Here is a 13,807-nt window from a genome sequence, read left to right as displayed (position 1 = left end):
AGAGCTTGATGGCGCAGAAGACGATCGCGTTTTTCCCCGAGGCGGCCTTTGGCCCGGCGCTCAATTCCGTCGGCATCGCCCAGGCGGTCGAGGCGCGCGGCCACAAGGCGGTGTTCCTGTCGGACCCCGGCTTCGTCGATGTCTACAAAGGTTATGGTTTCGAGGCGCATCCGGTGAACCTGTCCGAACCGATGCCGCCCGAGCAGATGGCCAAGTTCTGGGAGGACTTCATCAACGGCCACATCCCGAACTTTCGCAAGTCGCCCTACGACCAGGTCGACAATTATGTGAAAGATTGCTGGACGGCGATCGTCGACAGCGCCAAATGGGCGCAGAAAGACCTGCCCGGCGTCCTTGCAAAGATCAGGCCCGATGTCATCTGCGTCGACAACGTCATCCTGTTCCCGGCGATCAAGCAGTACGGCAAGCCGTGGGTGCGCGTCATCTCCTGCTCGGAAAACGAGATCGAGGACGAGGACATCCCGCCGCACCTCTCCGGCTGTGGCGAGAACGACCATGCCGGGCATCAGCGCTACCGCGATCATTTCAACGCGGTGATCAAGCCGATCCATGACGACTTCAACGCCTTCCTCGCTGCCAACAATGAGGCGCCCTATCCAATCGGACAGTTCTTCGAGGCCTCGCCCTATCTCAACCTGCTGCTTTATCCCGAGGCTGCGAAATTCAAGCGCCGTCATCCGCTCGATCCGGCAAGATTCCAGTATCTCGAAGGCTGCGTGCGGCAGGAAAAGCCGTACACGGTGCCGAGCTTCGCCAAGAACAATGACGGACCGCTGCTCTATGTCTCTTTCGGCAGCCTCGGCGCCGGCGATGTCGATCTGCTGAAGCGCATCATCGCCACGCTGAGCAAGACCCGCTACCGAGCGTTGGTCAATGTCGGCGGCTACAAGGACCAGTACACGGACGTGCCCGGCAACGTCATCGTCGAGAGCTGGTTTCCGCAGCCTTCGGTCATCCCGCAGGTCGATGCCGTGATCCACCATGGCGGCAACAACTCATTCACCGAGTGCCTCTATTTCGGCAAGCCGGCCATCATCATGCCCTATGTCTGGGACGGCCACGACAATGCCACCCGGGTCGAGGAAACCGGCCACGGTTTCGGCATGCAGCGCTACGATTGGAGCGATGCCGAACTGCTCGCCAAGATCGAGACCTGCCTGACCGATCCGGTGATGAAGGCGAAGCTGGCGAAAACCTCGGCGCAGATGCAATCGCAGATCGGCCCCGAGAAAGCGGCAGGACTGCTGGAGAAGCTACTGTGATCTCCTCAGCGCCGCATCTCTATCAGGCTTCCTCCCGCAGCGACCTTGTCGACTGGGGCGCGCAGCCTGATGCGCTCGAAGGCGCTTCGCACTCCACCGGCAGGCTGGTGCACAAGGGACCGAACAATCAGCCGGAATCCGGCATCTGGGTCTGCACGCCGGGCCGCTGGCGGCTGGCCATCCCGCGCGACGAATTGTGCCATTTCGTCGCCGGCCGCGCGACCTACCGATCGGATGTCGGCGAGGTGATAGAAGTCTCCACTGGGACCGTGGTCATGTTCCCGGCCGGTTGGACCGGCGAATGCACCGTGCATGAGACCATGCGCAACGTCTACATGCTGGCCTGAACAGCAACGGGGGAGCGTCACGACATGCCGACACCGCATTGGCCGAAGGTCTCGACCGTCGAACTGGACGACTGGGGCGCAAGCGCGTCGCCGATCGCCGGCTCGCCGCGCGCGTCAGGCAAGGTCCTGTTCCAGCACCCCGATGGGTCGAGCGAATGCGGCCTTTGGTCATGCACGCCCGGCACGCGCAATATCACCTTCGCTGCCGATGAGTTCTGCCATTTCCTGTCGGGGCGCGGCAGCTATGTTCGCGACAATGGCGAGCAGATCCCGGTCGAGGCCGGCACGCTGGTGTTCTTTCCCGCCGGCTGGACCGGCACCTCCATCATCACCGAAACGCTGACCAAGGCCTTCATGTGCCGGTGAGCACCGAAGCATTTTCAAGGACAATCGAAATGACAACGCCGATCATGCAATCCCCGCTCGCCATCACCGACCTCGTCGACTGGGGCGTCATCCCCACCATGATCGAAGGCCAATCCCGCACTTCGGGCAAGCTGCTCTACAAGGGGCCGGAAGGCCGCTCGGAATGCGGCCTGTGGGTGTGCACGCCAGGCAAGTGGCACTGCCACGTCACCCGTGACGAGTTCTGTCACTTCCTCGAAGGCCGCTGCACCTATGTGCATGAATCCGGCGAAGTGGTCGAGATCGAGCCGGACACGGCTGCCTTCTTCCCGCAGGACTGGAAAGGCATCTGCACCGTCCATGAGACGATCAAGAAAGTCTACATGATCCGCTGAGCGGGCCTGAAAGGACGACCATGGATTTCTCCGCTGACCGGCCGGCTTTCTTCGTCAATCCGGATTACCGGCCGATGGCCTGCGCAAACAAACCAGTGATCGATCCGGCGACGCTGGAAGCCGTCGGCTCCATCGCTGCCGCGGCCGACAGCGAGATCGATGCCGCGCTCAGCGCAGCGACGCAAGCGCAAGCCGCGTGGAAAAAACTCGACGCCAAGAGCCGCGCCAGGCATCTGCATGCCGTCGCCAACGCCATCGAGGCGGCGGATTTTACTCGCTGCGCCGAGCTGATGGTGCGCGAGATGGGCAAGCCCTATCCCGAAGCCATCGGCGAGATCGCCAATTGCGCGCCGATCTTCCGCTACTATGCCGAGATGGCGCGCGACGAGGCCGGCAAGGTCGCCGGCACGACGCAAGCCGGCTCGTTCCAATATGCACGCTACGAGCCTTACGGCGTCTCCGTCCACATCATGCCCTACAATTTTCCGATCCTCCTGATGTGCTGGACCGTCGCTGCTTCGCTTGCCGCCGGCAACGCCTGCGTCATCAAGCCGGCCGAGGCGACAACGCTGTCGACGCTCGACTACATGACCGTGTTCCGTTCGCTGCCCGAGGGCCTCGTCTCCTGCCTGCCCGGCGGTGCCGCCACCGCACAGGCGCTGATCGCGTCCGACCGCACGCATGCCGTCGCCTTCACCGGCTCGGTCGCCGCCGGCAAGGCCGTCGCGGTAGCCTGCGCCGAGCGCATGAAGCCCTGCGTCATCGAGGCCGGCGGCAGCGATCCGTTGATCATCAGCGAGCACGCGCCGCTGGAGGTAGCCGCCGCCGGCAGCGTCACCGCCGCCTTCCATCTCACCGGCCAGGTTTGCACCTCGGCCGAGCGCTTCTTCGTCGTCGACGCCGTGCATGACCGCTTCGTCGAGCTCTTCGCCGAAAAGACGCGCGGGCTGCGCATTGGCAACGGGCTGGACAAGACCGAGATCGGCCCGCTGGTCAGCGAGGCCGCACGGGCCAAGATCATGCGGCTGGTCGACGATGCCATTGCGCATGGCGCGAAGGCGGTCACCGGCGGACGCATTCCGCCGGCGCACAACGTCGGCTGGTTCTACGAGCCGACGATCCTGACCGGCGTCACCCCGGACATGGCGATCGTGCGCGAGGAGTGTTTCGGGCCGGTCGCCGCGATCTGCCGGGTCAAGGATTTCGACGAGGCGATCCGGCTCGCCAACGACAGCCCCTTCGGCCTCGGCGCCTCGGTGTTCACCACCGACCTCGCCGAGGCACATGAAGCCGCCGAACGGCTCGAGGCCGGCATGGTCTGGGTCAACAACCCGCTGATCGACAATGACGCATTGCCCTTCGGCGGTTGGAAGGCCTCGGGCCTCGGCCGTGAACTCGGCCGCCAGGGGCTCGACGCCTTCCGCCGCTCGAAGATGGTGATCATCGACCACAGACCGGAGATCCAGGGCTGGTGGTACCCCTACCCCGACAGCTGGTTCCGCGAGACCGGCGGCCGCAAGCACGTGTGAGGCGAGCGGTGCGGAAGCGCGGCTCAGCCGATGCTTTCGCCGCCATCGACCACCAGAGCCTGGCCGGTCATGAAGGACGAACGATCTGACACCAGGAACAGGATCGCTTCGGCGATCTCTTCCGCGCTCGCCCAACGTCCCATGGGGATCTTGGTCCGCACATAGGTCTCGATCGCCTCGCGCCCGCCCATCTGGGCGATGAACGGCTCGTTGAAAGGCGTGTCGACCCAGCCCGGGCAGAGCGCGTTGACACGGACATTGTGCCTTGCATAGTCAAGCGACATCTGCCTGGTCATCGCCACCACGGCGTGCTTCGACGTTGCATAGGCGATCATCTCGCGGTCGTAGAACACGCCGGAATTCGAAGCGGTGTTGAGGATGACGCCGCCGCCCTGCGCGATCATAGACGGCATGACCGTCCTGGCGGCAAGAAACTGTGCCCGCACATTGATCCGCCACGACGCATCCATGCCTTCGGTGCCGACCTCGGTCAGCGTGCCGCCGACCTGGATGCCGGCATGGTTGTGCAGGATGTCGATCCGATCATGCCTGTCCAGCGCGCCTGTGATCAGTTGCGCCACCGCCGCATCCTCGCCGACGTCGGTCGCCACGGCCTCGGCCCGGCCGCCGGCGGCGCGGATGGCGTGGGCTGTTGCTTCGCCGGCGACCTTGTCCCGATCGGCGATCACCACCAGCGCCCCTTCCCTGGCCATGATCATGGCGCCGGCGCGCCCGATGCCCGACCCGGCGCCCGTCACCACGGCGATGCGATCTCTCAGAATCATGATCCGTCTTTCAGTGATTTCTTCGACGCAATTGCCATTGGGCAAGCACCACGAGCAGGACCGAGGCGACGAGCACGATCGTCGCGATGGCGTTGATTTCCGGCGTCACTCCGCGCCGGATCGACGCGAAGACATAGATCGGCAATGTCGTCTGCGCGCCCGCGACGAAGAAGGCGACGATGAAATCGTCGAAGGAGAAGGTGAAGGCGAGCAGGAAACCTGCAATCACCGCCGGCATGATCTGCGGCAGCACGATCGAGCGGAACGTCGTCAGCGGCGTGGCATAGAGATCGCTCGATGCCTCAACCAGGTTGCGGTCGAGGCTGCCGAGCCGCGTGCCGACGATCATTGCCACCAGCGCCATCGAAAACAGGCCGTGCGCAGCGATGATCGAGCCGTAGCCAAGCGCCAGGCGTGGCGGTTGGTCGTTTGGCCACAGCTCGGCAAGGAACGGATTGAGGACCCCGAACAGCTGGACGAGCGCCACCAGCGTCGAGATGCCGATGACGACACCTGGCACGACGATCGCCGCACCCAGCAGCGCGTCGAAGACGGCGCGCGTGCGCGCGGCGACCCGTTGCAGGCCAAGCGCGGCCGCCGTGCCGCACAGCGCTGCCAGCAAGGCGCTGGTGGTGGCGATGAACAGGCTGTTCTTCAGCGCTTCGACCAGGAACGGGTTCGACAGCGCCTTGCCGTACCACTGCACCGAGAAGCCGGTGAACTCGCTGGCATGGTGGCCGGCGTTGAACGAGAACAGCACCACCAGCGCGATCGGCAGATAGAGGAAGGCAAAGACCGCTACGACGAAGGCGCGCATCAGATCAGATCCACTCTGCGCGCGCCCGAAAGCCGGGTCGAGATGCGGTTGGCGGCGATCAGCACCACCACCGAGACCAGGACCAGGGTGATGGCGATCGCCGATCCGAACGGCCAGTTGCGCGACTGCAGGAACAGGTCGACCAGCGCGTTGCCGATGAAGAACACCTTGCCGCCGCCAAGCAGCGTCGGGATCAGGTATTCACCGAGCAGCAGGATCATCACCAGCGAGAAGCCTGTCATCACGCCGGGCAGCGACAGGCGCAGCGTCACGCCGAGGAATGTCGAGAGCGGCGCAGCACCCAGATCGGCGGAAGCCTCAAGCAGCCGGCGGTCGAGCCGTTCGAGGCTGACATAGATCGGCAGGATCATCAGCGGCAGATAGCCATAGACGATGCCGAGCAGCACGGCGCCCGGCGTATTGATCAGCCTGACATCCTCGATGCCGACAAGGGCGAGAAGCGCCGGAATGCCGCGTCCGCCAAGCACATACATCCAGGCATAGGTGCGCATCAGAAGGCTGGTCCAGAACGGGATGACGACCAGCGCCAGCAGAATCAGCCGCCACCGCTCCGGCGCCTTCAAGGCGAGGTAATAGGCGACCGGATAGGCCACGAGCAGACAGGCGAGCGCGCCGACGGGCGCCAGCACCATCGTGTTCCAGAAGGCGGTCGCCCGCGCCGGCAGATTGGCATATTGCGCCAGCGTGAAAGCGGCCTGGTAGCCGCCTTCCGGCGCCCGCTCGCCGACGCTGAAGATGGCGATGGCGACGAATGGCAGCACCAGGAACACCACCAGCCACATCGCCGCGGGAGCGAGCAGCAGCGCGGTCAGGAGATTCTTGCGAAGATGATTGCCGCGCATCGAAAAAACCGCTTCGGGGCCGGCGGACATTTGCCCGCCGGTCGCATTGTCTGGATCGGGTTTGTGGCCGGTCTCGCTCAAGCCGACTTGAAGCGCGCCATCAATTCGGCGCGGCCAGGATCGGTCAGTGTCGCGGCGGCGCCGAACTCCAGCGGCTTCAACAGCTCAGCCGCCGGGTAGAGGATCGGATTGTCCAGCACCTCCTTCGGCAGCAGCGCGTTGACCCGCGCATCGGTCGACGGCGCGCCGTTGGTCAGGTGCTCCTTCACCGCGACCTTCGGGTTCATCAGATAGTTGAGCAGCGCGTAGCCGGCGGGCTTGTTCGGCGCATCCTTCGGGATGGCGTAGAAGTCGGTCCAGACCTCGCCGCCTTCCTTGCCCAGCACATAGGCGATCTCGGGAATATCGCGATTGAGCTGCGCTCCGTCATTGGTCCAGCACATCGTCATCCAGGCATCGCCGGCGCGCATCGAAGGCTGGTAGTCGCTCGACACCGCAAACAGATGCGGCTTGACCTTCAGCAGCAACTCTTCGGCCTTGGCCAGTTCGTCCGGCTTCAGCGAGTTGAACGAGTAGCCGTAATATTTCAGCGCATTGCCGATCGTGGTGAGCTGGTAGTCGTGCACCATGGTACGGCCGTCGCCTTCCGCCATGGCGGTGTCCCAAAACTCCTTCCAGCTGGTCATCGGCTTGGTCAGCTTCTTGGTGTTGACGGAAAAACCAGTGGTGCCCCAGTTCTTCGGCACCGCATAGGTTACGCCGTCGATCGTGCCTTCCGAGGTGAAGCGCGGGTCTTCCTGCGTGCCGTCGAAATTCGCCAGCTTGGCCATGTCGAGCGCTTCGATGATGCCGAGCTTCTTGTAGGTCGAGATCGTGTAGTTGGTCGGCACGAACAGGCTCCAGCCGGAAGCGCCGGCCTGCAGCTTGGCCAGCATCTCCTCGTTCGAGCCAAAGACGTTGACTTCGACCGCGACGCCTGTCTCGGCCTTGAAGCTCTCGAAGGTCGCCGGGTCGTGATAGTTGGGCCAGGTGGCGATCGACATGCGGTCGCCGAGATTTTCCGCGGCGTATGCCGGCGTCGGCATGATGCCAAGTTCGCGCGCCATTACCGCCGTTGCAACGCCAAGGCCGGTGAGGCCGAGGAATTCGCGCCGGCCGATCGAGCCGCGCTTCAGGCGCATCAGTTGATCGACGAATTTCTCCGGGCTTATCGGCAGTCCGTCACGATAGGATTTCGACATGTTGGTTTTCCCTCTGGTTGGTCCCGTTGTTCTTGGGGTCCGGAAACGCCAGCGGCGTTCTGGCGGCAAAGCCGATGGCGACGGGTTCGCCCGGCTTGAAGAGATTGCCCTGGCCGATCAGATGGTCGGCCTTGGCGAGCAGTGATCCGATGCCCTGGACCTCGATCGCATATTCCGCCGTCGAGCCAAGGAAGATGCGGTTGCGGACGATGCCGGTCAGCCGGCCGCTTCCCGGCGCGCCGAGGCTGAGCGATTCCGGGCGCAGGCAGACCGACACGGTCTCGCCCCGGCGGAGCGGCACCCGCTTGCGCGCGGCAATCACCGTGCCGTCGGCAAGCGCCACGTCGACCAGTTCACCGGAGTGCCCGGCGACCTTGCCAGTTAGGAGATTGGTCTTGCCGACGAAGTCCGCGACGAAGAGGTTGGCCGGTTCGTCGTAGATCTCGCTCGGCTGGCCAAGCTGGACGATGCGTCCGCCATTCATGACGCAGACGAAATCGCTCATCGACAGAGCCTCCTCCTGGTCGTGGGTGACAAGAACGAAGGTGATGCCGATTTCGCGCTGCAGGTTCTGCAGCTCGATCTGCATGTCGGTGCGCAGCTTCTTGTCGAGCGCCGCCAGCGGCTCGTCGAGCAAAAGCACCGCCGGCTTGTTGACCAGCGCGCGGGCCAGCGCAACGCGCTGTTGTTGGCCGCCGGAAAGCTCGTGGATCTTGCGGCGGCCATAGCCGGCCAGCCGCACCATGGCCAGCGCCTCGCCTGCCCTTGAGGAGATCTCGCGGGCCGACAGCCGCGGCCTTGCCTGGCGCAGCCCGTAAGCGATGTTGTCCTCGACATCGAGATGCGGAAACAGCGCGTACTGCTGGAACACCATGTTCACCGGCCGCCGATAGGGTGGCGTGCCGGCCATGTCGCTGCCACGGATGAACACCTGGCCTTCGCTGGGCTGTTCGAAACCGCCGATCATGCGCAGGCAGGTTGTCTTGCCGCAGCCGGAGGGACCCAGCAAAGCGACAAAAGCCGACGGCGGGATGGCGAGGTCGATGCCGCTGACCGCAGTCACGCTGCCATAGCGCTTTGTGACGCCGCGAAACTCGATGTCGGGCACTGCGGTCAAGGCTGCGAGCTCCAGCGACTGGACAATTTCGAAACGCTACCAGAGCCAATGGCAGCTAGTATATACCTCGCTGGTGGTATATTTAACCTATTTTATCGTTTGGAGGGGTATGGATTGGGCGTCTCCCGCAGCGATGAGTACAATGGGCTTGCCGCCGCCGTCGCGGCGACGCGCGAGACGGTCGGCGACCATTTCGGCAAGGCCATGGTCGACTGGCTGCGCGGCCATGTCGGCTTCGACCACTGTGTCGTCTTCGGCTATCGCGGTGCTTCGCGCCCGCCGCTGCTGTTCGAGACGTTCTCGCCTGCCGAGAGCCACGTCTTCGTCGCGCTCTACCAGGAAGGGCCTTATCTGCTCGACCCGTTCCACCACGCGGCGGTCGAGCGCAAGGAAGGTTTCTGGCGCATGCGCGAACTGGCGCCGGACCGCTTCTATGCCAGCGAGTACTATCGCTCCTATTACAGCCAGACCAGGCTTGCCGAGGAGGTCGGCTTCTTCGTGCCGCTGCCGGGCAAGGATGCGCTCGTGCTCTCGCTGATGCGGCTGCGCGCTTCGGGCCCGTTCGGAACTGCCGACGCCAGGCTGCTGCGCGACATGGCGCCGGCGGTGATCAGCCTCGCCAGGCTGCGCTGGCCGGGCCTGCCGGTCGATGAACCGGCAACGATCCCGCGCGATGAGCAGGCTGCGGTCGCCAGCGACTTCGATCGCGCGCATATCTGGCAAAGCCTGTCGCTGACCTCACGCGAAAAGCAGGTCGTCGACCTGGTGCTTCAGGGCCACTCCACGGAATCGATCGCCAGGGCACTGCGGATCGTGCCGGGAACCGTCAAGGTCCATCGGCGCAACATCTACCGCAAACTCAAGATCAAGTCGCAGGCCGGCCTGTTCGCGCGCTTCGTCGAAATCATCGACGCGCAGATCGGCTCACCTCCGGGCTGAGAGGTTCGACCGTGGCAAAAACGGCGCTGGCCTCGCTGACGATGGAGACGTGATCCTTGGCGGCCTTGCCAGCGGCATTGCCGTCGCCACGCATGATCGCGGTGACGATGGCGTCGTGCTCCTGCCAGGATTTGGCGAGCCGCCCCGGCAGCATGAATTGGGCGCGCCGAAACGGTGCCAGCCGGCTGCGCGTCATGGTGGTCATCTCATAGACATGGGTGTTGTGAGCGCCACGATAGAGCCGGGTGTGGAACTCGGTATTGAAATACTCGTAGTCCTCTTCGGCGCCCAGTTGCACCAGCCGTGCCGAAGCCTGATGCTCGATCTCGAGCGAGCGGCGCTCGCCGCTGGTCATGCGCTCGGCCGAGAAGCGGGCGCAGATCGCCTCCAGTTCGGCCATGCTCTCGAACATCGAGGCGAGATGCTCCTGCGTCACCACGGCGACGATGGCGCCCCGGTTGGGCCGTCGCTCGACCAGCCCTATGGCGCTCAACTGGCCGAGCGCCTCCCTGACGGGCGTGCGTGAGACATCGAAGCGCGCGGCGAGCGAGGTTTCGTCGAGCTTTTCGCCCGGGCGCAGGAAGCCGGTGACGATGCGGTCGCTGATCGCCCTCACCATCTGATCAACGGTCGTGCCCGACCTGATCAAGCTGCGCTTTCCCGACACGTCTCCTCCGTCCAGTCTTTTTGCGGCCAGTCCTTTTGCAAACTCGAGGGCCTGTTTCGACTCGGCTCCTCCACTCTATGCCTCAATTTTAATCTCCATGTCAAACTGACCATTTCCAAGGCAAAAAGTGCATGCAATTGCCTCTCGCTTGTGCATGAGATCATGCACCTCTCACTGATTTTATTGCATAAATTATCGCTTTGGAACTGGCACAGTGATTGCATGCACTTTCCTGAGAAGGCGTTAACCGACCCGGAAAGGGTCCTACAGGGGAGCATAAGAGATGACCGACAGATTCATGCTTAGCCGCCGCCAGTTGCTCAAGACCTCCGCCGCCGGAGCCGCACTTGGGCTGGCTTCGGCATCCTTTCCGATCGGCAGGGCGTTCGCCGCCGCCGCCACCGTCGGCTTCATCTATGTCGGGCCGAAGGACGACTATGGCTACAACCAGGCGCATGCCGAGGGTGCCGCCGCACTGAAGGGCGTCGAGGGCATCTCCATCGTCGAGGAAGAGAACGTCCCCGAGACGGTCGACGTCCAGAAGACCATGGAATCGATGATCAACCTCGACGGCGCCTCGCTGATCTTCCCGACCTCCTTCGGCTATTTCGACCCGCATATGCTGGCCATGTGCGCGAAATTCCCCGACGTCCAGTTCCGCCATTGCGGCGGCATGTGGAACAAGGACAAGCATCCGATGAATGCCGGCTCCTATTTCGGCTATATCGGCATGGGCCAGTACCTGAACGGCGTCGTTGCCGGCCACACCTCGAAGTCGAAGAAGCTCGGCTTCGTCGCCGCCAAGCCGATCCCGCAGGTGCTCCTCAACATCAACTCCTTCCTGCTTGGCGCGCGCTCGGTCGACCCGACCATCACCTGCCAGGTGATCTTCACCGGCGAGTGGTCGCTGGCGGTGAAGGAGGCGGAAGCCACCAACGCGCTGGTCGACCAGGGCATCGATGTCGTCACCTGCCATGTCGACAGCCCCAAGGTGGTCGTCGAGACCGCCGCCGGCCGCGGCGCCTTTGTCTGCGGCTACCACGCCAACCAGAGCCCGCTGGCGCCTGAGAAATACCTGACCGGCGCCGAATGGAACTGGGCCAAGGTCTACAAGATGTTCGTCGACGATCTCATCGCCGGCAAGCCGCTGCCCAACTTCACCCGCGGCGGACTGGCCGACGGCTTCGTCAAGATGAGCCCGCTCGGCCCCGCCGTCAGTGAGCCGGCGCGCAAGCAGTTCGACGCCACGCTGGCCGAAATGATGAAGGGCGGCTTCTCCGTCATCAAGGGACCGCTGAAGAGCAACAAGGGCGGCGTCGTCGCGACCGAAGGCCAGGCCTTCGCCGAGACCGCCATCGAGCTCGAAAGCATGGATTATCTCGTCGAGGGCGTCGTCGGCTCGACCGCCTGAACCGGACGGAGGCGGCAACATGACAGAAACGGTGGCAGGCGTACCAGCGACGTTCGGTGCCAGGGGCTATCCGGCGGCGCTCGAATGGATCGCCCGGCGGGCGGAAGCCTTCGTCATTCCGATCGCGGCGCTGATCGTCGGCATGGTGCTGTTCAGCCTGTTCATCCTGGCTGTCGGCAAGTCGCCGGTCCAGCTCTATGAAACGACGTGGCGCGGCGGCTTCGGCTCGTGGTTCTCGATCCAGAACTCGCTGTCGCGCGCCGCTCCCTTGCTGCTGGCGGCGCTCTGCGTGGCGCTGCCGGCCCGGCTCGGCCTCGTCGTCATCGGCGGCGAGGGCGCCATCGTGCTCGGCGGCGTCGCCGCTGCGGCAGCCGGCACCGCGCTCAGCGGTGCCCCTTCCTTCATCGTCATTCTCGTCATGGGCGTGGCGGGCATGGCCGCCGGCGGCATCTGGATCGGTGCCGTCGGCGCGCTCCGCCATTACCGCGCCGTCAACGAGACCATCTCCAGCCTGCTGATGGCCTATATCGCCATCGCCCTGATGAACCAGTTGGTCGAAGGGCCGCTGCGCGACCCGGCCTCGCTCAACAAGCCCTCGACCCAGCCGCTGGCCGACATTTACCGCATCGGCAACATGCCGGGCATGGAGGTGCATTGGGGCCTTGCCGTCGGCGTCGTCGCCTGCGTGCTGTCCTGGGTGCTGATCGAAAAGACCCGCTGGGGCTTTGCCGCCCGCATCGCCGGCGGCAATGTCCGGGCGGCCCAGGTGCAGGGGTTGGCCGTCGGCTCGCTGATCGTCGGCTTTACCGGCCTGGCCGGCGCCTTCGCCGGTCTCGCCGGAATGCTGGAGGTCGCGGCCGTGCAGGGCAGCGCCAACGCCTCGCTCGCCGCCGGCTATGGCTATACCGGCATCCTCGTCGCCTTCCTTGCCCGCCACAATCCGCTGGCCATCGTCCCGGTCGCCTTCCTGCTCGGCGGCATCGATGCGTCCGGCGGACTGATCCAGCGCCGCATGGACCTTCCCGACGCCACCGTTCTGGTGCTGCAGGGCATGCTGTTCATCGTCATCCTGTTCAGCGAGACCGTCTACGGCCGCTTCAAGGCCTTCAATCCCGATCTGTGGCAAAGGAGCAACTGATGGACGCCACCGGGATCGGCCTCTGGGGCGTGCCGCTCGCCATCCTCGGCGGCGCCATCCGCGTCTCGACGCCCTTCATCTTCGTCTCGCTCGGCGAAGCCATCACCGAGCGCTCCGGCCGCATCAACCTTGGCCTCGAAGGCACGCTGGTGTTCGGCGCCATGAGCGCCTATGCGGTCGCGGTGATGACCGGTTCGCCCTGGCTCGGCCTCATCGCCGCCGCCTTCGCCGGTCTCTGCTTCGGCCTGTTCCATGGCTGGATCTGCAAGTTTCCAAAGGTCAACGACATCGCCATCGGCATCGCCCTGATGCTGTTCGGCTCGGGCCTGGCCTTCTTCTTCGGCAAGCCCTTCATCCAGCCCTCGGCACCCGACCTGCCGGCCATTCCCTTCGGCGCCTGGTCGGACATTCCGCAGGTGCAGGCCGCCCTCGACGTCAACGTGCTGTTCCTGATCGGCGCCGCACTGGCAGTGTTCCTGTGGTGGGCCTTCCGTAACACCCGCGCCGGCCTGATCCTGCGCGTCGTCGGCGACAGTTCCGACGCGGCGCGCGCCATGGGCCTCAACCCGAACACGGTGCGCCTTACCGCCACCGGCGTCGGCGGCGCGCTGGCCGGCATCGGCGGCGCCTATCTGTCGCTCTACTATCCCGGCAGCTGGACCGAAGGCATCTCCTCGGGGCAAGGGCTGATGGCGGTGGCGCTGGTCATCTTCGCGCGCTGGAACCCGCTCGGCTGCTTTGCCGCGGCCCTTCTATTCGGCGGCGCCGGCGCGCTCGGGCCGGCGCTGCAGTCGGTCGGCGTCACGCAAGGCTACTACCTCTTCTATGCCGCGCCTTACATCCTCACCCTCGTCATCATGATCGCCACCTCGTCGCCGAGCCGCTCGCTCGCCGGCGCGCCGGGCGAACTGTCGATCACCAAATGAGACC

General features: G+C 64.6%; 15 protein-coding genes. 9 read left to right on the top strand and 6 right to left on the bottom strand.

Going from position 1 to position 13,807, the window contains the following annotated elements:
* Positions 1-8 precede the first annotated feature (8 nt).
* The 5 genes from AC1RUK_RS00415 to AC1RUK_RS00395 are packed head-to-tail and all read left to right on the top strand — an operon-like array spanning position 9 to position 3,899.
* Positions 9-1,283: a glycosyltransferase gene (locus AC1RUK_RS00415; RefSeq protein ID WP_481837225.1), complete on the top strand. Its 1,275-nt coding sequence runs from the start codon at positions 9-11 to the stop codon at positions 1,281-1,283.
* Positions 1,280-1,630: a cupin domain-containing protein gene (locus AC1RUK_RS00410; protein WP_481837226.1), complete on the top strand. Its 351-nt coding sequence runs from the start codon at positions 1,280-1,282 to the stop codon at positions 1,628-1,630. Before AC1RUK_RS00415 ends, AC1RUK_RS00410 begins: the two co-directional genes overlap by 4 nt.
* Positions 1,631-1,654: 24 nt before the next feature.
* A complete protein-coding gene (locus AC1RUK_RS00405) occupies positions 1,655-1,996 on the top strand; it encodes a cupin domain-containing protein (protein WP_436173628.1) in 342 nt (113 codons plus the stop codon).
* Between the two features lie 29 nt (positions 1,997-2,025).
* A complete protein-coding gene (locus AC1RUK_RS00400) occupies positions 2,026-2,370 on the top strand; it encodes a cupin domain-containing protein (RefSeq protein ID WP_481837227.1) in 345 nt (114 codons plus the stop codon).
* A gap of 20 nt (positions 2,371-2,390) precedes the next feature.
* Positions 2,391-3,899: an aldehyde dehydrogenase family protein gene (locus AC1RUK_RS00395; protein WP_481837228.1), complete on the top strand. Its 1,509-nt coding sequence runs from the start codon at positions 2,391-2,393 to the stop codon at positions 3,897-3,899.
* A gap of 23 nt (positions 3,900-3,922) precedes the next feature.
* On the opposite strand, the gene AC1RUK_RS00390 is transcribed toward AC1RUK_RS00395, so the two are convergent.
* The 5 genes from AC1RUK_RS00390 to AC1RUK_RS00370 are packed head-to-tail and all read right to left on the bottom strand — an operon-like array spanning position 3,923 to position 8,722.
* Positions 3,923-4,684, bottom strand: coding sequence for an SDR family NAD(P)-dependent oxidoreductase (locus AC1RUK_RS00390; RefSeq protein WP_481837229.1), 762 nt, complete (start codon positions 4,682-4,684; stop codon positions 3,923-3,925).
* Between the two features lie 10 nt (positions 4,685-4,694).
* Positions 4,695-5,501 (bottom strand): ABC transporter permease, encoded by an 807-nt coding sequence (locus AC1RUK_RS00385; protein WP_481837230.1) that lies wholly within the window; start codon positions 5,499-5,501, stop codon positions 4,695-4,697.
* Positions 5,501-6,394 (bottom strand): ABC transporter permease, encoded by an 894-nt coding sequence (locus AC1RUK_RS00380; protein ID WP_481837231.1) that lies wholly within the window; start codon positions 6,392-6,394, stop codon positions 5,501-5,503. Before AC1RUK_RS00380 ends, AC1RUK_RS00385 begins: the two co-directional genes overlap by 1 nt.
* Before the next feature lie 47 nt (positions 6,395-6,441).
* Complete coding sequence (locus tag AC1RUK_RS00375; protein WP_481837232.1) at positions 6,442-7,605, bottom strand: ABC transporter substrate-binding protein; 1,164 nt, start codon at positions 7,603-7,605, stop codon at positions 6,442-6,444.
* Entirely contained in the window at positions 7,586-8,722 is a 1,137-nt protein-coding gene (locus tag AC1RUK_RS00370; RefSeq protein WP_481837233.1) for an ABC transporter ATP-binding protein, read from the bottom strand. Before AC1RUK_RS00370 ends, AC1RUK_RS00375 begins: the two co-directional genes overlap by 20 nt.
* A 114-nt stretch (positions 8,723-8,836) precedes the next feature.
* Here AC1RUK_RS00370 and AC1RUK_RS00365 point away from each other — a divergent pair, with 114 nt between their 5' ends.
* On the top strand, positions 8,837-9,661 hold the full coding sequence (locus tag AC1RUK_RS00365; protein ID WP_481837234.1) for a response regulator transcription factor: 825 nt from the start codon (positions 8,837-8,839) through the stop codon (positions 9,659-9,661).
* On the opposite strand, the gene AC1RUK_RS00360 is transcribed toward AC1RUK_RS00365, so the two are convergent.
* Positions 9,627-10,310, bottom strand: a complete 684-nt coding sequence (locus AC1RUK_RS00360; RefSeq protein WP_481837235.1) for a GntR family transcriptional regulator — start codon at positions 10,308-10,310, stop codon at positions 9,627-9,629. The two genes, AC1RUK_RS00365 and AC1RUK_RS00360, sit on opposite strands and share 35 nt — an antisense overlap.
* A gap of 301 nt (positions 10,311-10,611) precedes the next feature.
* On the opposite strand from AC1RUK_RS00360, the gene AC1RUK_RS00355 reads away from it, so the two are divergent.
* The 3 genes from AC1RUK_RS00355 to AC1RUK_RS00345 are packed head-to-tail and all read left to right on the top strand — an operon-like array spanning position 10,612 to position 13,803.
* On the top strand, positions 10,612-11,739 hold the full coding sequence (locus AC1RUK_RS00355; RefSeq protein ID WP_481837236.1) for a BMP family ABC transporter substrate-binding protein: 1,128 nt from the start codon (positions 10,612-10,614) through the stop codon (positions 11,737-11,739).
* 19 nt (positions 11,740-11,758) lie between these two features.
* Positions 11,759-12,877: an ABC transporter permease gene (locus AC1RUK_RS00350; protein ID WP_481837237.1), complete on the top strand. Its 1,119-nt coding sequence runs from the start codon at positions 11,759-11,761 to the stop codon at positions 12,875-12,877.
* Positions 12,877-13,803, top strand: a complete 927-nt coding sequence (locus AC1RUK_RS00345) for an ABC transporter permease (RefSeq protein ID WP_481837238.1) — start codon at positions 12,877-12,879, stop codon at positions 13,801-13,803. Before AC1RUK_RS00350 ends, AC1RUK_RS00345 begins: the two co-directional genes overlap by 1 nt.
* Positions 13,804-13,807: the final 4 nt, after the last annotated feature.

The organism is Mesorhizobium monacense, assembly GCF_056781675.1.
This window is presented reverse-complemented; position numbering and strand designations above follow the sequence as displayed.